At 70.2% G+C, this 26,822-nt stretch carries 23 protein-coding genes; 12 read left to right on the top strand and 11 right to left on the bottom strand.

Features of this window, described 5'->3' with window-relative positions:
- The first annotated feature begins 42 nt into the window (after window positions 1-42).
- From B0I32_RS36615 to hisC, 6 genes are all read left to right on the top strand, one after another.
- Complete coding sequence (locus tag B0I32_RS36615) at window positions 43-1,725, top strand: glycosyltransferase family 4 protein (protein ID WP_106247562.1); 1,683 nt, start codon at window positions 43-45, stop codon at window positions 1,723-1,725.
- 133 nt (window positions 1,726-1,858) lie between these two features.
- Window positions 1,859-3,106: a nucleotide sugar dehydrogenase gene (locus B0I32_RS36620; RefSeq protein ID WP_281262642.1), complete on the top strand. Its 1,248-nt coding sequence runs from the start codon at window positions 1,859-1,861 to the stop codon at window positions 3,104-3,106.
- Window positions 3,107-3,125: 19 nt separating this feature from the next.
- Entirely contained in the window at window positions 3,126-4,214 is a 1,089-nt protein-coding gene (locus B0I32_RS36625; RefSeq protein WP_106247565.1) for a glycosyltransferase, read from the top strand.
- A 37-nt stretch (window positions 4,215-4,251) separates the two neighbouring features.
- Window positions 4,252-6,054 (top strand): DUF4434 domain-containing protein, encoded by a 1,803-nt coding sequence (locus B0I32_RS36630; protein ID WP_106247567.1) that lies wholly within the window; start codon window positions 4,252-4,254, stop codon window positions 6,052-6,054.
- Between the two features lie 168 nt (window positions 6,055-6,222).
- Window positions 6,223-6,888 carry an NUDIX hydrolase gene (locus tag B0I32_RS36635; protein WP_106247568.1) on the top strand — a complete coding sequence of 222 codons (666 nt, stop codon included), beginning with the start codon at window positions 6,223-6,225 and terminating at the stop codon, window positions 6,886-6,888.
- A 50-nt stretch (window positions 6,889-6,938) separates the two neighbouring features.
- On the top strand, window positions 6,939-7,994 hold the full coding sequence (gene hisC, locus B0I32_RS36640; RefSeq protein ID WP_181308175.1) for a histidinol-phosphate transaminase: 1,056 nt from the start codon (window positions 6,939-6,941) through the stop codon (window positions 7,992-7,994).
- Between the two features lie 104 nt (window positions 7,995-8,098).
- Here the strand turns inward: hisC and B0I32_RS36645 are convergent, their stop codons facing one another.
- The 5 genes from B0I32_RS36645 to purD all read right to left on the bottom strand — a co-directional run bounded on the left by B0I32_RS36645 (window position 8,099) and on the right by purD (window position 14,429).
- Complete coding sequence (locus B0I32_RS36645; protein WP_106247570.1) at window positions 8,099-9,064, bottom strand: EamA family transporter; 966 nt, start codon at window positions 9,062-9,064, stop codon at window positions 8,099-8,101.
- 482 nt (window positions 9,065-9,546) lie between these two features.
- On the bottom strand, window positions 9,547-10,836 hold the full coding sequence (locus B0I32_RS36650) for a GTP cyclohydrolase IIa (protein ID WP_106247572.1): 1,290 nt from the start codon (window positions 10,834-10,836) through the stop codon (window positions 9,547-9,549).
- 201 nt (window positions 10,837-11,037) lie between these two features.
- A complete protein-coding gene (gene murA, locus B0I32_RS36655) occupies window positions 11,038-12,303 on the bottom strand; it encodes a UDP-N-acetylglucosamine 1-carboxyvinyltransferase (RefSeq protein WP_106247573.1) in 1,266 nt (421 codons plus the stop codon).
- 78 nt (window positions 12,304-12,381) lie between these two features.
- Window positions 12,382-13,218 carry a phosphoribosylaminoimidazolesuccinocarboxamide synthase gene (locus tag B0I32_RS36660; RefSeq protein WP_106247575.1) on the bottom strand — a complete coding sequence of 279 codons (837 nt, stop codon included), beginning with the start codon at window positions 13,216-13,218 and terminating at the stop codon, window positions 12,382-12,384.
- Window positions 13,215-14,429 (bottom strand): phosphoribosylamine--glycine ligase, encoded by a 1,215-nt coding sequence (gene purD / locus B0I32_RS36665; protein ID WP_106247720.1) that lies wholly within the window; start codon window positions 14,427-14,429, stop codon window positions 13,215-13,217. Before purD ends, B0I32_RS36660 begins: the two co-directional genes overlap by 4 nt.
- Window positions 14,430-14,812: 383 nt before the next feature.
- Here purD and corA point away from each other — a divergent pair, with 383 nt between their 5' ends.
- Entirely contained in the window at window positions 14,813-15,922 is a 1,110-nt protein-coding gene (corA, locus tag B0I32_RS36670; RefSeq protein WP_106247576.1) for a magnesium/cobalt transporter CorA, read from the top strand.
- A 41-nt stretch (window positions 15,923-15,963) separates the two neighbouring features.
- Here the strand turns inward: corA and B0I32_RS36675 are convergent, their stop codons facing one another.
- Window positions 15,964-16,869 (bottom strand): glycerophosphodiester phosphodiesterase family protein, encoded by a 906-nt coding sequence (locus B0I32_RS36675; RefSeq protein ID WP_106247578.1) that lies wholly within the window; start codon window positions 16,867-16,869, stop codon window positions 15,964-15,966.
- 109 nt (window positions 16,870-16,978) lie between these two features.
- Here B0I32_RS36675 and B0I32_RS36680 point away from each other — a divergent pair, with 109 nt between their 5' ends.
- A complete protein-coding gene (locus B0I32_RS36680) occupies window positions 16,979-17,623 on the top strand; it encodes a GNAT family N-acetyltransferase (RefSeq protein ID WP_146178451.1) in 645 nt (214 codons plus the stop codon).
- Window positions 17,624-17,666: 43 nt separating this feature from the next.
- Here B0I32_RS36680 and B0I32_RS36685 read toward each other — a convergent pair whose 3' ends face one another.
- From B0I32_RS36685 to B0I32_RS36700, 4 genes are all read right to left on the bottom strand, one after another.
- A complete protein-coding gene (locus tag B0I32_RS36685) occupies window positions 17,667-18,950 on the bottom strand; it encodes an adenylosuccinate synthase (RefSeq protein ID WP_106247582.1) in 1,284 nt (427 codons plus the stop codon).
- A gap of 99 nt (window positions 18,951-19,049) precedes the next feature.
- Window positions 19,050-19,460 (bottom strand): DUF3151 domain-containing protein, encoded by a 411-nt coding sequence (locus B0I32_RS36690; protein ID WP_219912189.1) that lies wholly within the window; start codon window positions 19,458-19,460, stop codon window positions 19,050-19,052.
- Between the two features lie 34 nt (window positions 19,461-19,494).
- Window positions 19,495-20,517: a class II fructose-bisphosphate aldolase gene (fbaA, locus tag B0I32_RS36695; RefSeq protein ID WP_106247585.1), complete on the bottom strand. Its 1,023-nt coding sequence runs from the start codon at window positions 20,515-20,517 to the stop codon at window positions 19,495-19,497.
- Window positions 20,518-20,738: 221 nt separating this feature from the next.
- Window positions 20,739-20,915, bottom strand: coding sequence for a hypothetical protein (locus B0I32_RS36700; protein ID WP_425438127.1), 177 nt, complete (start codon window positions 20,913-20,915; stop codon window positions 20,739-20,741).
- 91 nt (window positions 20,916-21,006) lie between these two features.
- Between B0I32_RS36700 and B0I32_RS36705 the strand changes: the two genes are divergently transcribed.
- The 3 genes from B0I32_RS36705 to B0I32_RS36715 all read left to right on the top strand — a co-directional run bounded on the left by B0I32_RS36705 (window position 21,007) and on the right by B0I32_RS36715 (window position 23,526).
- On the top strand, window positions 21,007-22,206 hold the full coding sequence (locus B0I32_RS36705) for an RNA-guided endonuclease InsQ/TnpB family protein (RefSeq protein ID WP_106247589.1): 1,200 nt from the start codon (window positions 21,007-21,009) through the stop codon (window positions 22,204-22,206).
- 67 nt (window positions 22,207-22,273) lie between these two features.
- Window positions 22,274-22,987, top strand: a complete 714-nt coding sequence (locus B0I32_RS36710) for a DedA family protein (protein WP_245956243.1) — start codon at window positions 22,274-22,276, stop codon at window positions 22,985-22,987.
- Window positions 22,988-23,040: 53 nt separating this feature from the next.
- Window positions 23,041-23,526 (top strand): hypothetical protein, encoded by a 486-nt coding sequence (locus B0I32_RS36715; protein ID WP_146178452.1) that lies wholly within the window; start codon window positions 23,041-23,043, stop codon window positions 23,524-23,526.
- Between the two features lie 106 nt (window positions 23,527-23,632).
- Here B0I32_RS36715 and pyrE read toward each other — a convergent pair whose 3' ends face one another.
- Entirely contained in the window at window positions 23,633-24,166 is a 534-nt protein-coding gene (gene pyrE, locus B0I32_RS36720; protein ID WP_106247592.1) for an orotate phosphoribosyltransferase, read from the bottom strand.
- A gap of 163 nt (window positions 24,167-24,329) precedes the next feature.
- Between pyrE and B0I32_RS61115 the strand changes: the two genes are divergently transcribed.
- On the top strand, window positions 24,330-26,696 hold the full coding sequence (locus tag B0I32_RS61115; protein ID WP_106247594.1) for a sigma-70 family RNA polymerase sigma factor: 2,367 nt from the start codon (window positions 24,330-24,332) through the stop codon (window positions 26,694-26,696).
- Window positions 26,697-26,822: the final 126 nt, after the last annotated feature.

The following is a 26,822-nucleotide window of genomic DNA, read 5'->3' on the forward strand; positions in this document are numbered from 1 at the left end:
ATAGCGGAAGGGAAAAAACGCTGCCTATGGTACGGTCCCTGCGTGGCATCCGACGCCAGTCGTCAAGACTCCTCCCGCAGATCTGACGGGGTCTCCGCGAAGTCCGCCCGTGCCGGCGTCGGTGGACTTCTCAAGGGCTTCGTCCAGCACCCGATCATCGTCTCCCGTGTGGTCGTGACGAAGGTCAAGTCCGACCCCGTCCGCGTGGCGCAGGCCGCCGCCGACTCGCTGCCGCCGGCGCTGCGCCCCATCGTCGGCAGCGTCGCCTGGCCGGCCGCCCGCAGGGCCAGGCGCATCGTGCGCAAGTTCGGCATGCGCGTGGTCAAGGGGCCGTGGAACGAGGCCAAGGAACTCTGGGACGCCGGCCGGGTCAGCGAGGCCTCCACCGTGCTGGACGCCCACGCCAAATACCCGTTCGTCAAGCGCAGGGCCGCCTACTACCGCGGCGAGCTGGCCGCGATCAGTCCCGACCCGATCCCGCCGGGGCCCAAGGTGGCCATCCTGGAGCGGGTCAAGGGGCGCGTGCTGCACCTGGTCACGAACGCGCTGCCGTACACGCAGGCCGGCTACACCGTCAGGACCCACCGCATCGTCACCGCGCAGAAGGCCGCGGGCATCGACCCGCACGTGGTCACCAGCTGGGGCTGGCCCATGCTGCAGGGGCACGCGGACGCGCCGCCGTACGACGAGATCGACGGCATCCCCTACTACCGGCTGCTGCCGGGCGCTCACGGCGAGATGCCGTTCGAGATGCAGGGGCGCATGATCAAGGGCGCCGACCGGGTCACCAAGCTGGTCACCGAGCTGCGGCCGCAGGTCCTGCACGCCGCCACCGACCACCGCAACGGCTCCGTCGCCCACGCCGTGCGCGACAGGACCGGCACCCCCTTCGTCTACGAGGTGCGCGGCTTCCTGGAGGAGACGTGGGCCTCGCGCGACCCGGTCCGGGTCGGCAGCCAGCGGCACGTGCTCCAGCGCGAGCGGGAGTCGTTCCTCATGCGGGAGGCCGACGCGGTCGTCACGCTGGCCGAGACGATGGCCACCGAGATCGTCGAGCGCGGCGTGCCGCGCGAGCGGATCCACCTGGCGCCCAACGCCGTGGACGACGAGCTGCTGTCGGCTCACTACGACGGGGCCTCGTTCAGGAACGCCTACGGCATCGCCGACGGCGAGATCGTCGTGGGCTCGGTGTCCAGCATCGTGGCCTACGAGGGCTTCGCCACCCTGCTGCGCGCCGCCGCGCTGCTGCGCGACCAGAACACCCCCGTGCGCGTGCTGATCGTCGGCGACGGCACCGAGCGCGACACCCTGCTCGAACTCGTCGGGGAGCTGGGCCTGCGCGACGCCATCCTGCCCGGCCGGGTCGGCCCGGACGAGGCGCTGCAGGCGCAGGACGCGATCGACATCTTCGCCTGCCCGCGGGAGGATCTGCGCGTCTGCCGACTTGTTACGCCATTGAAACCCGTCGAGGCGATGGCGCTCGGCAAGCCCGTCGTGCTCAGCGATCTGCCCGCGCTGTCGGAGCTCGTCGGCTCCGACGGAGCCGGCCTGCTCGTCCCGCCCGGAGATCCCGCCGAGCTGGCCAAGGCCATCGCCGGGCTCCGGGAGGACCCGGCGCGGCGGGCTGAGATGGGTGAGGCGGGACGTGCGGAAGTGGCGGCGAAGCGGACTTGGAGCCGCGTTGCCGAGACTTATCAAGCTCTATACCGGTCCCTTGCCGAATGATGACCTTCGTGTTGGCTGTCTCTTACGACGGGTTCGGTCGCATTAGGCGTGAGCTAGGTGGACTTGAGATAACCTTTGCGACCATGAAGTGTTGTTTCCGGCTCCCCAAGGCACTGCTGTGACAGAAATCGACTTGGCTGTCATCGGTCTGGGCTACGTCGGCATGCCTCTCGCCAAGGAGGCAGTGGCCGCCGGCCTGCGGGTCGTCGGCGTGGACGTGGACCCGGCCAAGGTCGACGCGCTCAACGCCGGGCAGTCCTACATCGACGACCTGACGGACGCCGACCTTGAGCACATGCTGGCCAACGGGTTCAGCGCCACGCTCGACGAGAGCGTCCTGGCCGGGAGCAACACGATCGTCATCTGCGTCCCGACCCCGCTCGACGAGGACCACCGCCCGGACCTGTCCGCGGTGGAGGGGGCGACCATGGCCGTCGCCCGCAACCTGAGCAAGGGCACGCTGGTCGTCCTGGAGTCCACCACGTGGCCCGGCACCACCGACGAGGTGGCCAGGCCGCTGCTGGAGAAGTCGGGGCTCGTCGCCGGCGAGGACTTCCAGCTCGCCTTCTCGCCCGAGCGGATCGACCCGGGCAACCCCAAGTTCGGGCTGCGCAACACCCCCAAGGTCGTCGGCGGCTTCACTCCGGCCTGCCGCGACCGGGCCACGGCCTTCTACGGGCAGTTCATCGAGCAGGTGGTGCCGGTCAGCGGCACCCGCGAGGCCGAGATGGCCAAGCTGCTGGAGAACACCTACCGGCACGTCAACATCGCCCTCGTCAACGAGATGGCGATCTTCTGCGACGAGCTCGGCATCGACCTGTGGGAGTCCATCGAGGCGGCGGCCACCAAGCCGTTCGGCTTCCACAAGTTCCTGCCGGGGCCCGGGGTCGGCGGGCACTGCATCCCGGTCGACCCGTCGTACCTGTCGTACACGGTGCGCAAGCTCGGCTACCCGTTCCGGTTCGTGGAGCTGGCGCAGGAGATCAACGAGCGGATGCCCTCGTACGTGGTCGCCCGCGCACAACGCTTGCTCAACCGGCATAAAAAGGCCGTCAACGGCGCCAAAGTCGTTATGCTCGGCGTCACCTACAAACCGGATATCGCCGACGAGCGTGAGACTCCGGCCCTCCCCGTGGCGCGTGCGCTGCTGGAGCTGGGCGCCGAGCTCTCGTTCGCGGACCCGTACGTCAAGGAGTGGTCGGTGGACGGCACCCCGGTGCCGCGTGAGGAGGATCTGGCCGAGGCCGTGATCAACGCGGACGTGACGCTGCTGCTTCAGCAGCACGCCGCGTTCGACCTCGACATGGTCGAGGCCAAGGCCAGGCTCGTGCTGGACACCCGCGGCGTCCTCGCCGAGGGTGAACGCGTCGAGCGGCTGTAGCGACGGAGGGTTGCGCGCAGTGCACGTGCTCGTCATGACGGTGGTGCATAACCCCGAGGACGCGAGAATTCTGCATCGGCAGATCCGTGCCCTTGTGGATGCCGGTCATGAGGTCACGTACGCCGCGTCGTTCACCGCGCACGGCGTCGTGCCCCGACCGTGGGTCACCGGTGTGGATCTGCCCAGGGCCGCCCAGCGCAAGCGGATGGCTGCGGTGTGGGCCGCGCGGCGGCTGTTCAAGCGCATGCGCGACAAGGTCGACCTCGTCCTCATCCACGACCCCGAGCTGCTGTTCGCGGTGTGGGGCATGCGGCACAGCCCGCCCGTGGTGTGGGACGTGCACGAGGACACCCCCGCCACGCTCTCGCTGAAGCCGTGGCTGCCCGCGCCGCTGCGGCCACCGGTGCGCTTCCTGGCCCGCATGCTGGAGGGCACCGCGGAGCGGCACATGCACCTGCTGCTGGCCGAGACGGCCTACGCGGGCAGGTTCAAGGACGCCCACCTGATCGTGCCGAACGAGACCTGGGTGCCCGACTCCGTGACGCCGCCGGGCGAGGACCGCGTGGTCTACCTCGGCTGGCTGTCCAGGGCGCGCGGCGTGTTCGAGGCCATCGAGGTGGCCAAGCTGCTGCAGCCGTACCGGGTGACGGTGGAGCTGATCGGATACGCCGATCCGCAGAGCCGCCCGGTGCTCAACCAGGCCGTCACCGAGGGCCTGCTCGAATGGCGTGACTTCATGCCCAACGACGAGGCGCTCAAGCGGCTCGACGGGGCGCTGGCCGGGCTGTCGCTGCTGCACGACGAGCCCAACTACCGGCACTCGATGCCCACGAAGATCGTGGAGTACATGGCGCACGGCATCCCGGTCATCACCACCCCGTCACCGCGGGCGGTCGAGCTGGTCGAGCGCTATGACAGCGGCGTCGTGGTGCCGTGGGAGGACCCCAAGGCGGTCGCGCAGGCCGTGCTGACCCTGCGCGACGACGTCAGGGAGCGGCGGGCGCAGGGCGCGCGGGGCTACGCGGCGGCCCGGGCCAACCACCACTGGCCCAACTCCGCCAAGCGGTTCGTGACGCAGCTGGAGTCCTGGGCCGGGGTCAAGCCGTAACCCACGAGAACTCACTAGGGCGGGTAGGTTCCTGAACGTGCGCTGGCTCTTCCTGGTCGTGGGCGCCGCCATCCTGGCCGTGGTCGCGGCGGTGATCATCGTGCTGCCGGACTCCGCGGAGCAGACGACCCCCACGGCCGTCGCGTCGAAGCCGGTCAAGACGACGGCCGCGCCGACGCCGGCGGTGAGCGCGTTCACCGACGACTGTGGAACGTTCGACACCGGTGAGAAGGCCCCCTACGCCGTCACCGGCTACTGGATCACCCCCAAGTCCAACCCCTGCACGTGGCGCAAGCAGCTGCAGGAGATCCACCGCGTCGGCGGCGACACGATCATCAGGATCGGCTACGGCCTGCAGTTCCGCACCGTCACCGACACCGGGCAGGTCAAGGCCAAGGACGGCTCCGTCGACTCGCTCTACAAGGGCTGCGTCGAGGACGAGCTGACCTGCTACGACGCCGCGCTGCACGACCTGCAGCAGGCCAACCCGGACAACCGGATCGGCCGCATGTACGTCTACCGCACCGACGAGTCGTTCGGCCCCGACCTGTTCCGCTGCCCCCAGATCGAGCACCCCATCGTGGCCGGCAAGCGCATCTACTACCGGCTCATCACCCAGGCCGACGGTTCCGACGACGCCACCTGCGACTTCACCAACAAGCCCGGCTCGTACGACATGATCCTGATCGCCGGCTCCACCACCGACAGCCTGACCAAGCTGCTCGACCTGGCCGACCAGTTCGGCATGCGGGTCTTCCCCGCCCTGCCGCTGGCCCCGCGCGACTCCAAGTCGCAGATCAGGGCCGAGAAGCGGCACCTCGGCACGCTCACCACGCTGACCCGGCGCATCCTCCAGGACTACGGCGCGCGCTTCGGCGAGCGCGACGCGCTGGGCGGCGTCTATCAGCCGTTCGAGGTCCAGATGTCGTCCACCCTGGCGACGAACCCGACGCTGGAGGTGTACGCCGACCAGCACATGATCGTCGAGCAGGAGTTGTCCGGCAAACCCATCCTGATCAGCCCCTATCTCGACGCGCGCAAGGACGTCGCCTTCGGGCAGACGCCCAAGCAGGTGGCCGAGGGCTTCAAGGCGCTGGTGAAGGCCGGGGTCGGCATCATCGCGCCGCAGGACAGCCGGGGCACGGGCAAGGTGGGGCTGTTCTGGCCCGACGAGCGCGACGACGAGGTGGACGAGCGGCTGCGGCCGGTGCGCGGGGTGGGCGAGGCGACGTACGACGAGGCGTACCACGGGTCCACCCGCGACTACTACCGCGAGATGGCCGCGGCCCGCCAGGAGATGATCGACTCCGGCTACCACGTGCAGCTCTGGGCGAACGTGGAGGCCTTCGAGCCCTCGGGCAAGGAACCCTGCGCCCCGCAGGGCACCCGCGGCAAGACCGACAAGAAACGCCTGGACCAGGCGGTCACGATGGCCGGGCGTTATGTCCAGAAAGTCGTCTCCTACATGTGGAGCGACTTCATGACCTGCGGCCGGCCGTCGCTGGAAGAGGAGATCGCGCAGGACTGGGAGCGGCCGATCGCGGTGGACGCGATCAGGCGCTCGCGCGACGTCCAGGACGGCGTGGAGGTACGCGGCTACAACCTCAAGGACAGCACGATCACCCTCACCTGGTCGGGCGGCACCAAGGAGATGGTGGTCTCGGCCGTGGGCTGGCTGGACGAGGACCCGTTCGAGGAGGAGCTGCCCGAGGGCATGGCGACGGCGTGGGTGCCGTTCGACTGGAGCCAGGTGCCCGGCGGGGAGTGGGTCAGGATCGGGGTCAAGGTGCCGTCGGGGCGCGCGGCCACTGAGCCGCTGCACGTACGCATCGTCACCTAGCGGCCGCGTTCACCTGGCGGGGCACGGCACCTGACGGTCACGGCACCCGGCGGGTCGCGGCACCTGACGGCCGTGTAGCCGGCCGTGTAGTCGGCGGGTCGAGGCACCTGGCGGGCCGCGCGGCGCACGGTTCGCTGCCCGCCCACGACTGCGTGTAACGTGCCTGCCATGGTCCCGAGCATCCCGGTCAGTGTCGACCTGGTCGTGCTCACCGTGCGTAACCAGGCGTTGAGCGCCCTCGTGTGGCGGCGCGACAATCCGCCGTTCCTGCGCCGCTGGTCGCTGCCCGGCGGCTTCATCCAGCTCGACGAGGATCTGCCCGCCGCCGCCCACCGCGTGCTCGCCGAGCGGGCCGGTCTCCCCGGCGCGCCGGTGCACCTGGAGCAGCTCCAGACCTACGGCTACCCCGACCGCGACCCCCGCCAGCGTGTGCTGAGCGTCGCCTACCTGGGCCTGGCCCCCGACCTGCCGGCCTCGGAGAAGGCCCACATGAGCTGGCAGGCGGTCGGCTCGCTCGCGGTGATGGCCTTCGACCACCGGCGCATCATGCTCGACGGGGTCGAGCGGGCGCGGGCCAAGCTGGAGTACACCTCGCTGGGGGCGGCGTTCTGCCCGCCGGAGTTCACGGTGGCCGATCTGCGGCGGGTCTACGAGATCGTCTGGGGCCGCGCGCTCGACCCGCGCAACTTCCACCGCAAGGTCACCAAGGCGAAGGACTTCCTGCTGGAGACCGGCGGCACGACGACCAGAGACGGCGGCCGGCCCGCCAAGCTCTACCGCCGCGGCCCCGCCGAGCTGCTGCATCCGCCCATGCTGCGCAGCCTCAAAGAGTGAGCGGCGGGCCGGAGGATGCCGCATCGCCTCCTGCCTTCTAAGGTGAGGGCATGCCTCGTTTCCGCCAGATCCTGGACTCCATGGCTGCCTACAAGGCGGGCAAAGCGGTCGTCGCTCCCGACGGGCGGTCCTACAAGCTGTCCTCCAACGAATCTCCGTACGACCCGCTGCCCTCCGTGGTCGAGGCCATCGCCGAGGCGGCGCGGGAGATCAACCGCTACCCCGACCCCGGCGCGGTCGAGCTGACCGAGGCCATCGCGGAGCGGTTCGGCGTGCCCTTCGACCACATCGCGCTCGGCGCGGGGTCGGTCACCGTGGCGCAGCAGCTGTTCGAGGCGGTGGGCGAGCCCGGGGCCGAGGTCGTCTACGCGTGGCGCTCCTTCGAGGCCTACCCGCTGCTCGCCGACCTGGCCGGGGTCACCTCGGTCACCGTGCCGCTGGCGGGCGAGGACCACGACCTCGACGCCATGGCCGCGGCGATCAACGACCGCACCCGCATGGTGTTCCTGTGCAACCCCAACAACCCGACCAGCACCGCCATCCGCCGCGACGGGCTGGAGTCGTTCCTGGCCCGGGTGCCCGAGGACGTGCTGGTGGTCCTCGACGAGGCCTACCACGAATACGTGCGCGACGATGACGTGCCCGACGGGCTCACCGTCTACCGCGACCGGCCCAACGTCTGCGTGCTGCGCACGTTCTCCAAGGCGTACGGGCTGGCCGGGCTGCGCGTCGGCTACCTGATCGCGCCCGAGCCGGTGGCCACGGCGGTACGCAAGACGATCATCCCGTTCGCCGTCAACCACCTCGCCCAGGTCGCCGCCATCGCCTCGCTCAAGGCCGAGGACGAGCTGCTCGACCGGGTCGAGCGGGTGGTCAAGGAGCGCACCCGAGTCCGCGAGGCGCTCATCGCGCAGGGCTGGACGGTGCCGCCCACCGAGGCGAACTTCGTCTGGCTGCGCCTCGGCGAGCGCACGCTCGACTTCGCCGCCGCCTGCGCGGTGGAGGGCGTGGCGGTGCGCCCGTTCCAGCCGGAGGGGGTGCGGGTGTCGATCGGCTCACCGGAGGCGAACGACGCCTTCCTCGCCGCGGCCCAGGCGTTCCGCTGAGCCCCGCCGCTGGGCTCCGCTGCCGCTGAGCCGTGCTGCCGCTGCTGGCCGCCGCTGCTGGGCCCTGCTGAGGCGGCCGCCCGTGTCGTGGCGGCCGCCCGCCGTCAAGGGGAGGTCGGGCTGCTCACGGGCGCGGGTTCCGTCGTGGTGACGGCGCGAGCCCTGGATCGTCCGCGTCGCTCGGTGGAGACCACCAGGGCGACGCCGACCAGGATCACCAGGCCGCCGATCAGGATCTGCGTCGTCACGTGCTCGTCGACCACCAGCACGCCGAGGACGACGGCCACGATCGGGTTGACGTAGGCGTACGTCGAGACGAGCGAGATCGGCGCGTTGCCGAGCAGCCAGGTGTAGGCGGTGAAGCCGACCAGCGAGCCCACCAGCACCAGGTAGGTCAGCGCCAGCCACGACCGCCCGGAGACGGCGGCCAGGTCGAGCCGCTCGCCGAGCGAGAGACCGGCCACGGCCAGCCCGATGCCGCCGGCCAGCATCTCGATCGTGCTGGCGGTCCAGGCGTCGCCGGGCATCGGGATCCGGCCGGACAGGAACGAGCCGACCGACCACGACAGGGACGCCAGCAGGATCACCACGATCCCGCTGGTGTCGGCCGCCTCGCCGCCGCCGTTCAGCGACAGGGCCGCGACCCCGCAGAACCCGACCAGCACCCCGGCCAGCGTCAGCACGGCCGGCCGGTCTCTGAAGGCGAGCCGCAGCACGACCAGCCACAGCGGCACGGCGGCCACGAGCAGCGCGGCCAGGCCGGAGGAGATGTGCTGCTCGGCCACGGCGACCATGCCGTTGCCGCCGGTGAGCAGCAGCAATCCGACGAGTGCGGCGCCGCCGGCCTGGCGCCAGGACATCCTGAACGCCGCCCGGCCTCTCTTGACCAGCAGGAACCCGCCGAGCAGCAGCCCGGCCGTCACGAATCGCAGGGTGCCCTGGAGCATCGGCGGCAGGGTCTCGATGGAGATCCGGATGCCGAGGTAGGTCGAGCCCCACACCACGTAGACGATCGCCAGCGCGCCCCAGACAAGGAGTGGAGACCGGCTGTCAGTAGCGTTTGCACTCATGGCTCGTGACTCTATCGAGTGCCTCCGACAGAAACCCAGTGGGTATCGGACCCGGCATAAAAGAGCCGTCTCCGCGAGGGCTGACAGCCTCGACGGCGAGCCTTCGATGCGTCCGCAGAACCTGGAGCCACTGCCGCCACGGAAGCGCTCCCAGCTCCCTCACAGCCCCGCGCAGCAGCCCTTCACCGAGGAGAGGTGGCCGGAAAGGCCCGAAATGCCGCCGAAGGCGGTCGCCCGGCCGTGCTCCGGCACCGGCGAGCGCGCGTGGAAGAGAGGATTTGGTGCCCCCGTCCGAATCGCGTCGATCGGGGGCGTGGGAGAACATACCCCCCATCCACCCGCGTCAACCAATTAGTTCACAAGAGTCAACGTGCTTGTCGGCTCTCCTGACACCTTCCGTCAATGCGGTGGTCACGCGAAGGTGCGGGCCCGCCGTGCCGCGACACGGCGGGCCATCGTTCCATCCCAGGTCAGCCCCAAGATCAGCGCGGCCCGAGCTTCTCCACGATCAGCCGGTACAGCTGCCTGGGACGCCCGGGTTGCGGCGTACGGTTCGGCGGAAGCGGCCACGCGAGTCCCTCGTCAACCAACGTGCGCAGCAACCGCCTGGCCGTACGGGGCGTGACGCCGAGCATCTTGCCCGCGCCCTCGGCATCGACCACGGTGTCGCCGCCTTCGAGCTTCGCCGCCAGCCTGGCCAGTACCTCCACTCCTTTCGGCTTGAGCGCGGTGGCCCCGGTAGGGGGCATCCGGGGGGCCGGGATGAGCGCCCGCCCCTCGCGATCCACCGCGAATCCCTGTGCTTGTTTGCCCGCCTGGGTCCGCGCGAGCGCGGCCCTGGCGTGTGACTCCGCGTCGTGCGTCGTCCGCCCCATGCCCACGCCGACCTCGACCGCCAGCCCCAGCTCGTCCCTGATCCTGGCCGCGAACGGCAACACCCTGAACCCGTCCGTCGCCGCCGCGATCGAGCCCCTGGTGGCGGTCACCAGGTAACTGTGATCGTCGATGGGCCAGACGGTGGCGTTGATCCGGTTCGCCTCCTGGACCAGGAGCCGGTGCAGCGACAGCCGCAGCTCGTCCCGCCAGTAGCGGGGCGCGGCGCGGCGCACGGGTTCGCGCAGCGTCGGCACCTCCACCAGCACGACCGTGAGCTGTGACTCCTCCAGCCGGTGATGCGCCCCGAGCAGCGCCGCGGTGTGCAGCGCCGTACGGACCGCGGCCGACGTCGGCCTGATCCTGATGACCGGTACGCCCGCGGCGTGCAGGCGTTCGGCCACCGCGGGCAGGCACGTCAGCGCTCCCGTGGTGGCTCCCTGACGGGCCAGGCGTTCGTGGTATGCCGCGATCGTGCCGGTGGCTCCCGGCTCGTCGCGGCTGTGCACGTCCGCGGCGGGGATGCCGAGGTCGGTGTACGCCTCCTCGACATCGGCCCTGCTGACCACGTCGATGCTGACCTTCTGGGGATCCATGCGGGTGTCCAGCGCGGCCTTGGCCAACGCCGCCACCAGTGCGGCTCCGCCGAGTTGCACGTACGTCGCGGGCATCGTCAGCACGCCGGATCGCCTGGCCAGGTCGTAGGGGACCGGGCTGGCGAACAGACATGCGTCGACACCGGGACCGAGCCGCGTCACCTTGTCGGGCGCCTCCTGTTCATCGCGGTACGCGGCCGCGACCAGGCGACACGGCAGCGGCGCCGCGGCGTGACCCATCAGCATGACTCGCTCGACCAGGTCGTGGGGTCCGACCACGCCGATGGTGAGGTCCGGTGTCATAGCGCCCGGGCGTGACACTCGGGGAGTTTCTTCGGCCCTCTCGACCAATGTTCGTCCCATCCTGCCGTCCGTTGCAGTGCTCTCTTTTGGAACGATCGCTCGCGGGGGCCGTAATGTCACGCCCGACTTTTCCGGAAAGCCGTTCTGGTTGACCGCCCGACATGATGTTCTGGCAGCTCAAAGCGGTTTTTCTCGCGTTTTTTAGCGCTCTGAAATCTCTCGTGTAATGTCCGCGCCGAGTGCGCGCATTCGCGCGGCGAGATGCGCGTGGCCGCGATCGATCAGGTATCCCGAGTCGATCTGGGTCTCCCCTTCGGCGGCCAGTCCGGCGAGCACCAGTGCGATCCCCGAACGCAGGTCGTGCGCGGTCACCTGGGTGCCGGTGAGCGGGGTGCGGCCGCGGACGACGGCCCTGCTTCCCTCGACCTCCACGTTGGCGCCCATCTTGTTCAGCTCGCCGGCCAGCGCGAAGCGGCCGTCGAAGATGCGCTCATGGATGTAGCTGGTGCCGTCGGCGAGCGCCGCGACGGTCATCATCGGGGACTGCAGGTCGGTGGCGAACCCCGGATAGGTGTCGGTGATGATGTTGATCGGCCGCAGCGGGCCCTCGCAGCCCACGTGCAGCACGGCCCCCTGGCGGTGGAACTCCACGCCCATCTGCTCCAGCTTGTAGCGGACCACGCCGAGGTCGAGGCCGGTGCCCACGAGGCTGACCTCGCCCCCGGTGATCGCCGCCGCCATCGCGAAGACGCCGGCGTCGAGGCGGTCGGGCATGACCGTGTGCTCGACCGCGTGCAGTTCCTCGACGCCCTCCACGGTGATGAAGCCGGTGCCGCCGCCGCTGATGCGCGCGCCCATTTTGGTGAGCATGTCGATGACGTCGAGCACCTCGGGCTCCAGCGCGGCGTTCTCGATCACGGTGGTGCCCTTGGCCAGGGCGGCGGCCATGATGAGGTTCTCGGTGCCGGTGTGCGAGGGGGTGTCGAGGTAGAGGGTGGCGCCGGTCAGGCCGGAGGCCTTGACGTGGATGACGGTCTCGCCCTCGTCCACGATCGCGCCCAGCCGCTTGTAGCCGAGATAGTGGAAGTCGAGGTTGCGGCTGCCGAGGTTGCAGCCGCCGACCCCCTCCACGATCGCCTCGCCGAGGCGGTGGAGCAGGGCGGGGGTGAACAGCACGGACCCGCGGAAGCGCCGGGCGATCTCGGCGGGCAGGATCGGGCTGTTCACCTTGGAGGCGTCGATGACCAGCGTGCGCTCAGACTCGTGCAGCTCGACGTACGCGCCGATCGCCTCGGCCAGCTCGACCGCGCGACGGACGTCCTCGATGATCGGCACGTTGCGCAGGACGGTGCGGCCCTTCGGGGCGAGCAGAGCCGCGCCGATCATGGGAAGCACGGCGTTTTTCGCGCCCTGGATGAACGCGGTTCCACGCAGTGCGTTGCCACCGCGCACGCGGTAACGGACCATTCGTGCGGCTCCTTGATTTCCGGCGGTGAGGCTCGATCGGGCCAACAGTAGTCGCTCACACCACATGACCCAGCCGAATCATCCGCTAAAGGAAGCCCCCGTGATGCGCTCATACGCTTCTAGGTATCGCTGCCTGGTCAGCTCGACGATGTGGTCGGGCAGCCGAGGTGGGGGGTTTCCGGAGTCTTTGTCCCATCCTGATTCGGGCGATACTAGCCAATCGCGTACAAATTGCTTGTCAAAAGACGGCTGGGAACGGCCGGGTTTCCATTCGTCGACCGGCCAGAATCGCGACGAGTCGGGCGTCAGCACCTCGTCGCCCAGCGTCAGCACGCCGTCTGCGTCCCAGCCCAGCTCGATCTTCGTGTCGGCCACGATGATGCCCCGCTCGCGGGCGATCTCCGCGCCGCGCGTGTAGACGGCCAGCGTGATCCGCCGCAGCTCCGCGGCCGTCTCCGCGCCGACCTGCGCCACGACCTGCTCGTACGAGATCGGCTCGTCGTGCTCGCCCTGGGGCGCCTTCGTCGAGGGCGTGAAGATCGGCTCGGGCAGCCGCGAGCCGTCCTCCAGCCCGGCCGGCAGGGCCACCCCGGACACCGTGCCGCCCGCGCGGTACTCGCTCAGCCCGCCGCCCGCCAGATAACCCCTGGCCACGCACTCGACCTGGACCATCCTCAGCGGCCTGCACAGCACACTGCGGGAGTCGTCGCCGCGGCCCGCGACGTGGTTGGGCACGACGTCCTTGAGCTGGTCGAACCACCACAGCGACATCTGCGTGAGGATGGCCCCCTTGTCGGGGATGTCGGGCTCCATGATGTGGTCGAAGGCCGAGATCCGGTCGGAGGCGACCATGAGGAGCAGGCCCTCGTCGGTCTCGTAGAGGTCGCGTACCTTGCCGGAGTGCACACGCTTCATCGGGCGATGTCCGTTCTGTGGAAGGAGCCGCGCAGTTCGATCCCGGCGACCAGGTCGTAGGCCGCCCGGCGCGCGCTCTCCTGGTCGGGCCCGTGGCCCACCACGTTGAGCACCCGCCCGCCACTGGAGACGATGTCGTCGCCCGCCCGTTTCGTGCCGGCGTGGATGACGTACGCGTTCCCGGTCTCCCGCAGCCCCGTGATCACGTCGCCCTTGACCGGCGACTCCGGGTAGCCCTCGGCGGCGATCACCACGGTCACGGCCGCGCCGTCGCGGAAGACCGGGTCGAGCCCCAGCTCACCGGTCGCGCTCGCCATCAGCAGCCCGGCCAGCGGCGTCTCCAGCCGGTCGAGCAGCACCTGCGTCTCCGGGTCGCCGAAGCGCGCGTTGAACTCGACCACCTTCGGCCCCTTCGCCGTCAGCGCCAGCCCCACGTAGAGCACCCCCTGGTACGGCAGCCCGCGCCGGGCCAGCTCGCCGATCGTCGGATGCACGACCTCCCGCATGACCTGCTCGGTCAGCCCCTCGGGCGCCCACGGCAGCGGCGTGTAGGCGCCCATGCCGCCGGTGTTGGGGCCCGCGTCGCCGTCGTAGGCCCGCTTGAAGTCCTGCGCCAGTTGCAGCGGCACCGCCGTGCTCCCGTCGCACAGCGCGAACAGCGACACCTCGGGCCCGTCGAGGAACTCCTCGATCACCACCCGCTCGCAGGCCCGCGCGTGGGCGAGCGCCTTGTCCCGGTCGTCCGTGACGACCACGCCCTTGCCCGCGGCCAGCCCGTCCTCCTTGACCACGTAGGGGGCGCCGAACTCGTCGAGCGCCGCGGCGGCCTCCTCCTCGGTCTCGCACGTCCTGGCCCGCGCGGTCGGCACGTCGGCCGCCCGCATGATCTCCTTGGCGAACGCCTTCGACCCCTCGATCATGGCCGCGTCCCGCGAGGGCCCGAAGCAGGCGAAGCCCGCCTCGCGGACCGCGTCGCTCACCCCCGCCACGAGCGGGGCCTCAGGCCCCACCACGACGAGATCGACCCGCAGCCGCGCCGCCAGCCCGGCCACCTGCCCGGGGTCCAGCGGATCGATCGGATGGACGGTCGCGACCTCCTCGATGCCAGGATTGCCTGGCGCACAGTGAAGCTCGCTGACCTGGGGATCGAGCTTGAGAGAACGGCACAGGGCGTGCTCACGCCCACCGGATCCAATGACTAGAACGCGCACGCGCTCCATTGTCGCAGGCCCGCCACCTGACGCACGCTCCGGTCGCCGAGGACGGCCCGCCGCCGGAAGCCGATGACGGCATCTGCCGGAATAGGTAAGAAACTTTGTGGAGTTCTACCTGAGCGGAACCGCTCCTGGCGGGTATCGTCATTGAGGTTCACCCGCCTGTGGTAGCTTGAGGCGGCTTCGCGGCGTCCCCGTGTGATTGGAGGTGGTCCGGGATGAATCCTGGTGATCCCAGCAGTACGTGCTCGCACACGTACGACGTGCTTACCCCCGACCACTCCAATTCGGCAGCCTGATCGTGCCTCCACGCAATCCGTGTTGATTGAGGTGACTTCATCGCGCGTGGAGCGTCCCTGGTCGGGCGGAAAGGGACTGCCATGCGCTCGTCCACCCTTTTCCGTCGCATCAACCGGCACCCCGTGCCTTCGCGGGTTCCGCACCAGCTCGGCAAGACCGTACGCGAGGTGTGCGTGCCCCCCGTCGACTCGATAGTCGAGTTCGGCGCCTACGTAGAGGGCGAGAAGATCGCCGCCACCGGCATCGTCGAGGCGCTCGACCTCGTCCGCGAGCACAACAAGAGCTCCGACGGCGTCAACGCGTTCGTCTGGGTCGGATTGCACGAGCCCGAGGCTCCCGAGGTGGAGTGGCTGGCCGAGGTCTTCGGGCTGCACCCGCTGGCCGTCGAGGACGCCGTCAAGGCCCACCAGCGGCCGAAGGTCGAGCGGTACGGCGAGTCGCTGTTCATGGTGCTCAAGACCATCGCCTACCTCGACCACGACGAGCTGACCGCCAACAGCGAGATCATCGCCACCGGCGAGATCATGGTGTTCCTCGGCGTGGACTTCGTGGTCACGGTGCGGCACGGCGAGCACTGCCCGCTCACCGGCGTCCGCGAGCGCCTCGAAGACGAGCCCAAGCTGATGGACCGGGGCCCGGCCGGCGTCCTGCACGCCATCTCCGACCACGTGGTCGACCAGTACCTCCAGGTGGCCGACCTGATGCAGCTGGAGCTCGAAGAGGTCGAGGCGACCGTGTTCGCCGACGTCAGCTCCCGTGACATCAACCGGATCTACCAGCTCAAGCGCGAGATGCTGGAGATGAAGCGGGCCGTCACCCCGCTCCAGGCCCCGCTGTCGGCGCTGCCCCAGCGCCGGGTCGTCCCCTCCGCCATGCGCGAATACTTCCGCGACGTCGGCGACCACCTGTCGCGTGTGTGCGAGCAGGTCGAAGCCTCCAACGAGCTGTGCAGCTCGATCCTCCAGGCCGCGCTGGCCCGCTCGAACGCGCTGGCCAACGAGGACATGCGCAAGATCTCCTCCTGGGTGGCCATCCTGGCCGTGCCCACGATGATCGCCGGCATCTACGGGATGAACTTCGACTTCATGCCGGAGACCAAGCAGATCTGGGGCTATCCGGCCGTGCTCGCGGTCATGATCACGGCCTGCGTCCTGCTGCACCGCGGCTTCCGCCGCAACGGCTGGCTCTGACCCCGGGGCTTCGCGCCTACCTCCATGAACCGGGCGGAGCCTCAGACACTCACGGGTCTGAGCGGGGCGACCGGCTGGGGCAGCTCCAGCCCCCGCTCCCGCCACAACTCCCGCATCCGGTCGGGATAGTCGGTGACGATCCCGGCCGCCCCCAGGTCCAGCATCCTGGCCGCCAGCTCGGGCTGGTTGACCGTCCAGACCGCCACGTCGAGCCCGGCCGCCTCGGCCTGGGCCATCAGGCTCTCGTCCACCATGATGTGCTCGGGCGAGAGCGTGGTCGCCCCGGCCGCGCGCGCCGCGGCGGGCACGTCGTCGCCCACGCCGTCGTTCCAGTGCAGGGTGTCCAGCTCGATCAGCGCGAAGCGCCGCGTGCCCGGCGCCAGCTCGGCGGCGTGCCTGATGATCCGCCAGTCGAAGCTGAGGATGGCAACGTTGTCGAGCCGGCCGTGCCGGTCGAGCTCCTCGACGACCAGCTCGGTGAACTGCTCGGGGTCGGCGGTGAGCTCCGGCCGCGTCGGGTCGGACTTCAGCTCGACGTGCAGCCGTACGCTCTCCGCCTCGTAGGCGTTGACCAGCCCCAGCACCGCGCCGAGCGTCGGCATCCGGGTCTCGGGCATGGGGACCTGGGTCAGGGCGAACGGGTCGTCGGGGTGGCGCGGCAGCCGTACGCCGACGTCGAGCGTGCGCAACTGCGCCAGGGTCAGCGCGTTGATGGGCTTGCCGACGTACGGGTAGAGCGGGTCGCCGGCGTAGACCGGGCGCCGGTCGGCACTGGTCACGGCGGACACCGTGAGGTCGTGCGTGAGCACGAGGCGCCGATCGGCGGTGAGCGCGACGTCGAGCTCGAGCGCATGAACGCCCAGCTCCATCGTGCGGCTCATGCCCGGCAGGGTGTTCTCCGGCCAGAGGCCGCGAGCCCCCCGGTGACCATGTATCTCAACGCGCACAACCGGGACCCTACCTGGCTCGGGGCATGACCAGGCGCCGCCACGCCGTGTCCTTTTTATCCTGCTACGCCCGGTCGGATGAATCTGGGCAGACAATAGGCTGTTCTCTATGACGGAGGTTCTCAAACAGGCCCATTTCCCCCTAGTTCGGGCATGGGTTGAAGGGTGGGTCATCTCCCGCAACGTCCCCCGGCCCGTCCGCGAGCCGTGGGGCCTGCGCGTGGACGTCGGCCTGCCCGGTCACGTGGCCCGCCACGTCCTGGCCACCCCGACGCCCGAGATCCTCCGCCACCTGACGGGCACCCTCACCGTGCCGGGCACCTGGCTCAAACTGTGCGCCCCGGTCGAGTCCGTCGCCCCGCACCTGCCGCCCGGCTGGGCCGTGCAGGACCCCGAGTTCATGATGACCACCCCGCTCGTCCGGGACGCCCCCGCCGTTCCCCCCGGCTACACCCTGGCCGTCACCACCCGCTCAGGCGTCACCGCCGCCCGCCTGCTCACGGAGGCGGGGGAGGTCGCGGCGCGGGGCCAGTTCGCGGTCGCGGGCACGACGGCGGTCGTGGACCAGGTGGAGACGGCGGCCGGCCACCGCCGCCGCGGCCTCGGCACGATCGTGATGAAGACGCTCGCGGCCACGGCGGCCCTCAGAGGCGCCCGCACCGGCGTCCTGGTCGCCACCGGCCAGGGCCAGGCCCTGTACGAAACCCTCGGCTGGCACCTGCACACCCCGGTAACCGCCGCCGTCCTGACCTGACCCTCCCACCCGCCGCCGGGATCACCGGCGGCCAGGGGAGCGCTCAGACCAGGGGGCGGACCACGACGGTCTGGTCGCGGCCGGGGCCGACGCCGATGGCGGAGATCGGAGCGCCGCTCATCTCCTCCAGCGTCCGCACGTACGCCTGCGCGTTCGGCGGCAGGTCGTCGAACGACTTGGCGCTGGTGATGTCCTCCTGCCAGCCCGGGAACTCCTCGTAGATCGGCTTGGCGTGGTGGAAGTCGGTCTGCGTCATCGGGATCTCGTCGTGCCGGACCCCGTCCACCTCGTACGCCACGCACACCGGGATCCGCTCCAGGCCCGACAGCACGTCGAGCTTGGTCAGGAAGTAGTCGGTGACGCCGTTGATCCGGGTCGCGTACCGGGCGATCACCGCGTCGAACCAGCCGCAGCGGCGGTTGCGGCCGGTCGTGACGCCGTACTCGCCGCCGGTCTGGCGCAGCCACTCGCCCATCTCGTCGGTCAGTTCGGTCGGGAACGGGCCGGAGCCGACGCGGGTGGTGTACGCCTTCAGGATGCCGATGATCTTCGTCAGCCGGTTCGGCGGGATGCCCGCGCCCGCGCACGCCCCGCCCGACGTGGGCGAGGACGACGTGACGAACGGGTACGTGCCGTGGTCGATGTCGAGCAGCGTGCCCTGCCCGCCCTCCAGCAGCACGAACTTCTCCTCGTCCAGTGCCTTGGCCAGCACCAGCGAGGTGTCGGCGATGTGCGGCTTGAGCCGCTCGGCGTAGGCGAGGTACTCCTCCAGGACGGCCGCCGGGTCGATCCCGCGCCGGTTGTAGACCTTGGTCAGCACCTGGTTCTTCTCGGTCAGGGCGACCTCGATCTTCTTGGCCAGGATGCCCGGGTCGAGCAGGTCCTGCACCCGCACGCCCATCCGGGCGATCTTGTCACCGTACGCGGGACCGATGCCGCGCCCGGTGGTGCCGATCTTGGCCTTGCCGAGGTAGCGCTCGGTGACCTTGTCGAGGGCCTTGTGGTGCGGCATGATCAGGTGCGCGTTCGACGAGATCAACAGGCGTTCGGCGGAGATGCCCCGCTCGGCCAGCCCGTCGATCTCGCTCAGCAGCACGCCGGGGTCGATCACCACCCCGTTGCCGATGACGGGGACCACCTCCGGCGACAGGATCCCGGTGGGCAGCAGGTGCAGCGCGTACTTCTGGTCACCGATGACCACGGTGTGTCCCGCGTTGTTGCCACCCTGATAGCGGACGACGTAGTCGACGTCGCCACCGAGCAGGTCGGTGGCCTTGCCCTTGCCCTCATCGCCCCACTGGGCACCAACGAGAACGGCAGCCGGCATGGTTCAGTCTCCCGAGCACAAAACGAAAACCCCTGACGCAAGCGCGGCAGGGGCTCTTGCGTAGAGAGACTACCCGAACGTGTCTATTCGTCCCAAGAGCTATCCCTTGGTCAGCGCGTCGAACCCCGTTTCCGTGCTGTCCTTGAGGAACTGCAGACACCGTTCGGCCTCGTCCTTCTCACCGATCGCCTGCGCGGCGCGGGACAACGCGTACAGGCAGCGCAGGAAGCCCCTGTTGGGTTCGTGCTCCCACGGGATGGGCCCATGACCCTTCCAGCCGCTGCGGCGCAGCGCGTCGAGCCCGCGATGGTAGCCCGTACGGGCGAAGGCGTAGGAGGTGACGGCGTGGCCCTGCGCGAAGTATTCCTCCGCGAGCGCGGCCCACGCCGCCGGGTAGGCGGGGAAACGAGCGGCGATGTCGGAGGCTTTGACCCCGGACTCCAGCGCCTCCCTGGCCTCGGGCAGGTCCGGCAGGTGAGTCGGGGGCGGCCCGGCGAGAAGGTTATCCATAGGACAAGTCATACCCGCCGAGCCGCTGAACTGGCTAGGAGATCTTCGTCCCACTGCTCTTGAGGCTCTGGCACGCCTCGACGACGCGGGCGGCCATCCCGGCCTCCGCGGACTTGCCGTACGCGCGCGGGTCGTAGGCCTTCTTGTTGCCGACGTCACCGTCGACCTTGAGCACGCCGTCGTAGTTCTTGAACATGTGGTCCGCGATCGGGCGGGTGAAGGCGTACTGGGTGTCGGTGTCGACGTTCATCTTGACCACACCGTAGGAGATGGCCTCCTGGATCTCCTCCAGCAGCGAGCCGGAGCCGCCGTGGAAGACCAGGTCGAACGGCTTGTCCTTGCCGTACTTGGCGCCCACCGCGTCCTGGATCTCCTTGAGCACGCTCGGCCGCAGCTTGACGTGGCCGGGCTTGTAGACGCCGTGCACGTTGCCGAACGTGGCCGCCAGCATGTAGCGGCCCTTCTCGCCGATGCCCACGGCCTCGGCGGTGGCCAGCGCGTCTTCGGCCGTGGTGTAGAGCTTCTCGTTGATCTCGCCGACGACGCCGTCCTCCTCGCCGCCGACGACGCCGATCTCCATCTCCATGATGATCCGCGCCCTGGCGCACTTGTCGATGAGCTCCTTGGCGATCTCCAGGTTCTCGTCCAGCGGTACGGCGGAGCCGTCCCACATGTGCGACTGGAACAGGGGGTCGAGGCCCTTGGCCACCCGCTCCAGCGAGATGTCGATCAACGGCCGCATGAAGCCGTCGAGCTTGTTCTTCGGGCAGTGGTCGGTGTGCAGGGCGACCGTCACGGGATATTTGGCGGCCACGACCCGCGCGTACTCGGCCAGCGCCGTCGCGCCCGTGACCATGTCCTTGACCGTCGCGCCCGAGAGGAATTCGGCGCCGCCCGTCGAGACCTGCACGATGCCGTCGCTCTCGGCCTCGGCGAAGCCGCGCAGGGCGGCGTTCAGGGTCTGCGAGGAGGTCACGTTGATCGCCGGGTAGGCGAATCCGCCGGCCTTCGCCCGGTCGAGCATCTCAGCGTAGACCTCTGGAGTCGCAATAGGCATGATTCATCTCCCTGAGAAGTTACGGCTTCGCGCCAGGGCCCAGTATCCCGGCTCACTACCCGCTGTGGTAGTGACAACGCCCCTCGGATGGTCATGTCGCGCATGCCCGCTACCAGAATTGTCGGCAGTGCTCCGGGCTTCAGCCCGGGGGTGAAGCCGACCGTCCCGCGTAGCGGGTAAGATCAGCCGATTCGCCGCCGGGCGGACCGGCGGCCACCCGCTCAGACGGGTCGGTTCCGCTGCTCGATGTACTGGCGCAGGACACTGGTCGGCGCGCTGCCCACCGAGTCGGCGAACTCGGCCAGGCCGGTTTCGAAGTCGGCGCGGACGGCCCGCATGATCTCTTCCAGGCGGGTCAGGTGCGCGTCGGTGAACACCCGAGGCCGGAACTTCGGCACGAAAACCGATTGAGTGTGGAGCGCGAGAACGCAGTGTCTGCCGGTTCTGATATCGCCGTACCCGGCCATAGCCCAACTGTAGGGTGATCGGGTGCAGTTGCGGTACGCCTACCGGATCGACCCGACTCCCACCCAGCGTTTCGCGCTGAGCCGGGCGTTCGGGTGCGCCCGGACGGTGTTCAACGACGCACTGCGCATGCGCAACGACGCCCATGACAACGGGTTCCCGTTCGTGAGCGACGCTGAGCTGTCGCGCCAGGTCATCACCGAGGCCAAGAAACGCCCCGATCGGGCGTGGCTGGGCGAGGTGTCAGCCGTGGTGTTGCAGCAGGCGCTCGCCGACTGCACGACTGCGTTCCGGAACTTCTTCGCATCGGTGTCGGGCAAGCGCAGGGGCCCGAAACTCGCCCCGCCCCGGTTTCGGTCCCGCAAGGACAACCGGCAGGCGATCCGGTTCACCAAGAATGCCCGGTTCAAGGTGAGCCAGGACGGGAAACTCGTCCTGCCGAAGGTCGGGAAGGTCGCGGTGCGCTGGTCACGGGACCTGCCTGCCGACCCGTCCTCGGTCACGGTCATCAAGGACGCGGCGGGCCGGTATTTCGCCAGCTTCGTGGTCGAGGTCACCGCGCAACGGCTGCCCGGCATCGAAGCCGAGACCGGGATCGACCTCGGGCTCGGGCACTTCGCCGTCCTCCCGGACGGAACGAAGATCGACTCTCCGCGCTTCCTGCGCCGCGCGGAGAAACGGCTGAAGAAAGCTCAACGCGTCCTCTCCCGGAAAGAGGAGGGCAGCAAGAACCGCGACAAGGCCCGGCACAAGGTCGCCCGCGCGCACGCACGGGTCGCCGACGCCCGCCGCGAGTTCCACCACCAGCTCTCCACGCAGATCATCCGCGAGAACCAAGCGGTGTTCGTGGAGGACCTGGCGGTGGGCGGACTGGCGCGCACGAGGCTGGCCAAGAGTGTGCACGATGCCGGGTGGTCGGCGTTCGTGAACATGCTGGAGTACAAAGCGAAACTGTACGGCAGGACCTTCGCCAAGGTCAGCCGATGGTTTCCTTCCTCCAAGCTGTGTTCAGCGTGTGGAGCCGTAACCGAGGCGATGCCTCTGCAGGTCCGGGAATGGACCTGCGGGTGTGGCGCGGTTCACGACCGCGACATCAACGCTGCGATCAACATCCTGGCCGCCGGACGGGCGGACAGGCTAAACGCCTGTGGAGGGCCGGTCAGACCATCCTTCGGGATGGCACAGCCCCGCGAAGCAGGAAGCCACGGCAGTGCCGCCGCGTGAACGGGGCGGCACGGGCCAGAATCTTCGGGCTTCAGCCAGGAGAGCTCGTCAATAGTAGGCTCTCGGCGTGGACTGGCTCTTGAATCTCCTCGACCCGACATGGTGGCTCACCATTCTCGGTGCATTCGCCACCATCGGCGTTCTCGCGATCATCTTCGCCGAAACGGGTTTGCTGCTCGGGTTCTTCCTGCCCGGCGACTCGCTGCTCGTGGCCGCGGGGATTTTCAGCTCGGCCTCGGTGGCGGCGGGAATGAACATCGCCCCCCTGTCCCTGCCCGTGCTGCTGATCGGCACACCGCTGTGCGCCGTCGCCGGCGCCCAGCTCGGGCATTTCCTGGGCGCCCGGTTCGGCCGCCGGCTCTTCGACAAACCCGATTCGCGGTTGTTCAAGAAGGAGCACGTGCTGCGGGCGGAGGAGTTCTTCGAGAAGTTCGGGCCCGCCAAGGCGGTGATCCTGGCCAGGTTCGTGCCGATCGTCCGCACGTTCATGAATCCGGTCGCGGGCGTGCTGGAGATGAGCTCCAGGCGATTCTTCATCTGGAACGTGGTCGGCGGCGTCGTCTGGGTCGAGGGCCTCATCCTGCTCGGCCATTTCCTCGGCGGCCAGGTCGACCCCAAGCAGATCGACAAGTACATCCTGCCGGGCGTGTTCGTGATCGTGTTCATCTCGCTGATCCCGATCTTCGTGGAGGCGATCAAGCACCGCAGAGCGGCCAGGTCGCTCCCCGTGCCCAACGGCAAGCACCACCGCGTGGGGCAGGCGGGCGACAACCAGCTCTGAGCCGGCGCCGACGGCGGTGGGGCGGGGGATCATCAGCGGGTACGCTGCCCACTGTGGGACGCCACAGCTCAGAACCGATGGGCATCGCCCGATTAGCGCTCCTCCTGGTGGGGGCGGGGGTCGTGGTGACACTGCTGGTCATCGGCGGTGTCGCGCTGGTCGGCTCGGACGCCACGGCACCGCCCGAGCGTGAGCCCGCCTCAGCCCCGGCCACGGACACCACCACCGAGGCCGCGGAACCGGCTGCCACCGCGCAGGCGCCGACCGTCCGGATCGAATGCCTCGCGGAGACCTGCCCCCTCGTCACCGTCCGGGTGCCCGGCGGCGACGTGCTGCAGTACCGGGAGATGGGCAGGGGCGAGGAGGTCAGCTACTTCGAGCCGGAGCTCGACGTGGTGCTCAGCGACGCCGGTACGGTGCGCGTCACGGAGAACGGCGAACTACGCGAACCAGGCAAGCCGGGCGCCCGGGAAGCCTTCACCGTCCGGGGCCCGAAGAAGTCCGCCACCCCGGCCGAGTCCGACTCCGACTCCGGCTGATCGCCGTCCGGCCGCCCCTGCCGGCCGGCCCTCCGGGTCGGCGAGTCCCCGTGGTCAGAGCCCGTGGTCAGAGCCCGTGGTCAGAGGCCGAGGTCAGAGGCCGAGGTCAGAGGCCGAGGTCGGTCAGGGTGTAGGCGGTGCGGTAGTCGAGGCCCTCGGCGTTGACCCGCTCCCTGGCCCCCCGGTCGACGATGGTCGCCACGGCCACCACCTCGGCGCCCGCCTCACGCAGCGCCTCCACGGCCGTCAGCGGTGACGAGCCCGTCGTCGAGGTGTCCTCGACGGCCAGCACCCGCCGCCCCTTGACCTCGGGCCCCTCGATGCGGCGCTGCATGCCGTGCGCCTTCTGCGCCTTGCGCACCACGAACGCGTCCAGCGCACGCCCCCGCGCCGCCGCGGCGTGCAGCATCGCGGCGGCCACCGGGTCGGCCCCCATCGTGAGCCCGCCCACCGCCTCGTAGTCGAGGTCGGCCGTCAGGTCGAGCATCACGTTGCCGACGAGCGGCGCGGCCACCCCGTCGAGCGTGATCCGCCGCAGGTCGAGGTAGAAGTCGGCCTCCTTGCCCGAGGACAGGATGACCTTGCCGTGCACGATGGCCTTGCGCTTGATCTCGGCCAGGAGGTTGTCGCGATCCGTCATGGGTCCAAGCTTATGGTCCTGATCAGCGCCGACGCCCGCCCCCTGCCGCCTCCGGCCAGGCCGTCCCCGGCCGCTCCGCGAGTAAAGCCGCCGACGCGGTTTAGTCATGACGGGGAATGCGGAATGATTGCGCGGGGCAACCCCGCGTAATCGTGAGGTCACTATGGGTGTCGAAACGCCGCAGAGCGATGCAGAGCTGCTTCAGGCGGTAAGGGCGGGTAACGCCGCCGCGTACGGGGAGCTCTACGAGCGCCACGTCGCCGCCGCCCGCGCGCTGGCCCGGCAGCTCGTCAGGGGCGCCGAGGTGGAGGACGTGGTCGCGGAGTCGTTCACGAAGATCCTCGATCTCGTGGGCAGGGGCGGCGGCCCCGACTCCGGGTTCCGCACCTACCTGCTCACCGTCGTGCGGCGCACGGTCTACGACCGCTCCAGGGTCGAGAGCCGCCAGGTGACCACGGGCGAGATCGAGCTGTACGACCCGGGCGTGCCCTTCGTCGACCCCGCGCTCGTCGGCCTGGAGAAGTCGCTGATCGCCAGGGCCTTCCTGTCGCTGCCCGAGCGCTGGCGGGCGGTGTTGTGGCATACCGAGGTCGAGCGGCTCAAGCCGGCCGGGGTGGCGCCGCTGCTGGGGCTGTCGGCCAACGGCGTGGCGGCGCTGGCCTACCGGGCCAGGGAGGGGCTGCGGCAGGCGTACCTGCAGCTGCACCTGGGGACGCTGCCGGAGCACGAGTGCCGCCCGATGCTGGCCAAGATGGGCGCCTACGTGCGCGGCGGGCTGGCCAGGCGCGACTCCAAGGCGATCGACGAGCACGTGGACGGCTGTGAGGAGTGCCACGGCGTCCTGCTGGAGCTGACCGACGTCAACCGCGGGCTGCGCGTCATGGTCGGGCCCCTCATCGCCGGGCCGCTGTTCGGCGGCTACGCCGCGGCGCTGGCCAGGACGTCCCTCGCGGGCGGCCGAGCGGGTGGCGTGCTGCGGGCGCTCGGGTGGCTGCGGCGGGCGCCGAAGGGGCGGCAGGCGGCGGCGGCCGGCCTCACGATGGGCGTGGCGGCCGCGGTGGCGGCGGCCGCCGTGCTGCTGCCGGTCTCCGGCGAGCGGCCGGTCGTGCGCTCCTCCGAGGCGCCGCGGGTCGCGCAGCCTCCCGCGAAGGACGACCCGGCGCGGGTACGCGTGCGGGTGCCGCCGCCGAGCGAGCGTCCGGCCCAGGTGCCGCCCCCCGCCAGGAAGGACCGGCCGGGACGGGCCCGGCTGCGGGCCACGATCGACGCGCTGGGCTCTCTCGTCCGCGCCCAGCCCGGCATCCTCGCCCTGCGCCTGCGCAACTACGGCGACGCCCCCAGCGCGGAGCTGGCCGCGCAGGTGGACCTCCCGCCCGGCGTCACCCTCGTGCCCTCCGCGCGACGCGGCCACAGTGCGGCGCTCGCGGGCACCGGAGGCACGGTGGGCACGGTGGACGGCTGGGCCTGCCGCCCGGCGGAGGGCGGCGCGCGGTGCGCCAGAAAGGCCCTGGCGGCCGGGCAGGGCACCACGGTGTTCCTGCGGGTGCTGGTGGCCGACGAGGCGCCGCAGGGCCCGGGGCCGGCCGTCCGGATCGCGGCGGGCCCGCTGCGGGTGCTGGCCAAGGCCGAGACGGGGGTACGCGGGTCGGGCGCGCCCGCCAGGTTCGCCACCGACGGCAAGGTGACCGTGCGCGCGATCGGCAACGCGCTGCTGAGCTGCCCGCAGGAGCGCGCGGGCTGCCTGGAGGCCAGGCGGCGCGAGGGAGCCCAGCGCGACAACGACCTGTGGCCGATGACCGCGCTCGACCAGGACGACCGCTCCGACACCGCCGCCTCCAGCGGGGCGGAGCTGTCCGTGCCGAAGGGCGGCGAGGTCGTGTGGGCCGGGCTCTACTGGTCGGCGACGGGCGAGCAGGGCGGGCCGATCAAGCTCAGGCCGCCGGGGCGCAAGAAGTACCTCACCGTGCGGCCCGGCCAGGTGACGGTGCGCGAGCTGCCGCTGGGGCCCGTCTACCAGGCGTTCGCCGACGTGAGCGAGCTGGTCGGCGACGCACGCGCGAACGGCACCTGGTGGGCGGCCGACGCCCCCATGAAGGAAGGGGTGTCACGCCATGCGGGATGGAGCCTGGTGCTGATCGTGACCGATCCGGCGGAGTCGTACAGCCAGGCCGTGGTGCTGGACACGGCGGCCGTCGTCGGCGGCGGCGCGCGGCGGCTGCGGATCCCGCTCGGCGGGCTGCGCCCGGCGGCCGCGCCCGCGCGGGTCGAGATGGTCACCTGGGAGGGCGACGCCGACCTCAAGGGCGACAAGGTCGCGCTCGGGTCCGGCGCGCTGACCCCCGCCGGCGGCGAGCGCGCCCTGTCGAACGTCTTCGACGGCTCCTCGAACGGCGTGGCGGAGATGACGTTCGGCGTGGACGTCGACACGGTCGGCGCGGAGCTCGGCGTGGACCCCGCGCTGACGATCGTCACGGACAAGGACGTGGTCCTGTTCGGGGTCGCCGCGCTGAGTGTGCGGGCGAGGTCGTGACCGCGAATGGGACAAACTGGTACGGTCTGCCTGATTGGTCAGGCGCGGCTATGAGCGAGGGCCGAATCGTCGGGATTAACCCTCGCGCGATCACCTGCTTTCATTACCCTGAGAGAGGGCCGCCGA

The organism is Nonomuraea fuscirosea, assembly GCF_003001935.1.
Taxonomy (GTDB): Bacteria; Actinomycetota; Actinomycetes; order Streptosporangiales; family Streptosporangiaceae; genus Nonomuraea; species Nonomuraea fuscirosea.

Coding starts and splice junctions, on each gene's coding strand:
- hisC (WP_181308175.1), top strand. CDS start 6,939: ATGCCTCGTTTCCGCCAGATCCTGGACTCCATGGCTGCCTACAAGGCG.
- B0I32_RS36680 (WP_146178451.1), top strand. CDS start 16,979: ATGACGGAGGTTCTCAAACAGGCCCATTTCCCCCTAGTTCGGGCATGG.
- B0I32_RS36650 (WP_106247572.1), bottom strand. CDS start 10,836: ATGACACCGGACCTCACCATCGGCGTGGTCGGACCCCACGACCTGGTC.
- corA (WP_106247576.1), top strand. CDS start 14,813: ATGCGCTCGTCCACCCTTTTCCGTCGCATCAACCGGCACCCCGTGCCT.
- B0I32_RS36635 (WP_106247568.1), top strand. CDS start 6,223: ATGGTCCCGAGCATCCCGGTCAGTGTCGACCTGGTCGTGCTCACCGTG.
- murA (WP_106247573.1), bottom strand. CDS start 12,303: ATGGTCCGTTACCGCGTGCGCGGTGGCAACGCACTGCGTGGAACCGCG.
- fbaA (WP_106247585.1), bottom strand. CDS start 20,517: ATGCCTATTGCGACTCCAGAGGTCTACGCTGAGATGCTCGACCGGGCG.
- B0I32_RS36660 (WP_106247575.1), bottom strand. CDS start 13,218: ATGAAGCGTGTGCACTCCGGCAAGGTACGCGACCTCTACGAGACCGAC.
- B0I32_RS61115 (WP_106247594.1), top strand. CDS start 24,330: ATGGGTGTCGAAACGCCGCAGAGCGATGCAGAGCTGCTTCAGGCGGTA.
- B0I32_RS36645 (WP_106247570.1), bottom strand. CDS start 9,064: ATGAGTGCAAACGCTACTGACAGCCGGTCTCCACTCCTTGTCTGGGGC.
- pyrE (WP_106247592.1), bottom strand. CDS start 24,166: ATGACGGATCGCGACAACCTCCTGGCCGAGATCAAGCGCAAGGCCATC.
- B0I32_RS36685 (WP_106247582.1), bottom strand. CDS start 18,950: ATGCCGGCTGCCGTTCTCGTTGGTGCCCAGTGGGGCGATGAGGGCAAG.
- B0I32_RS36690 (WP_219912189.1), bottom strand. CDS start 19,460: ATGGATAACCTTCTCGCCGGGCCGCCCCCGACTCACCTGCCGGACCTG.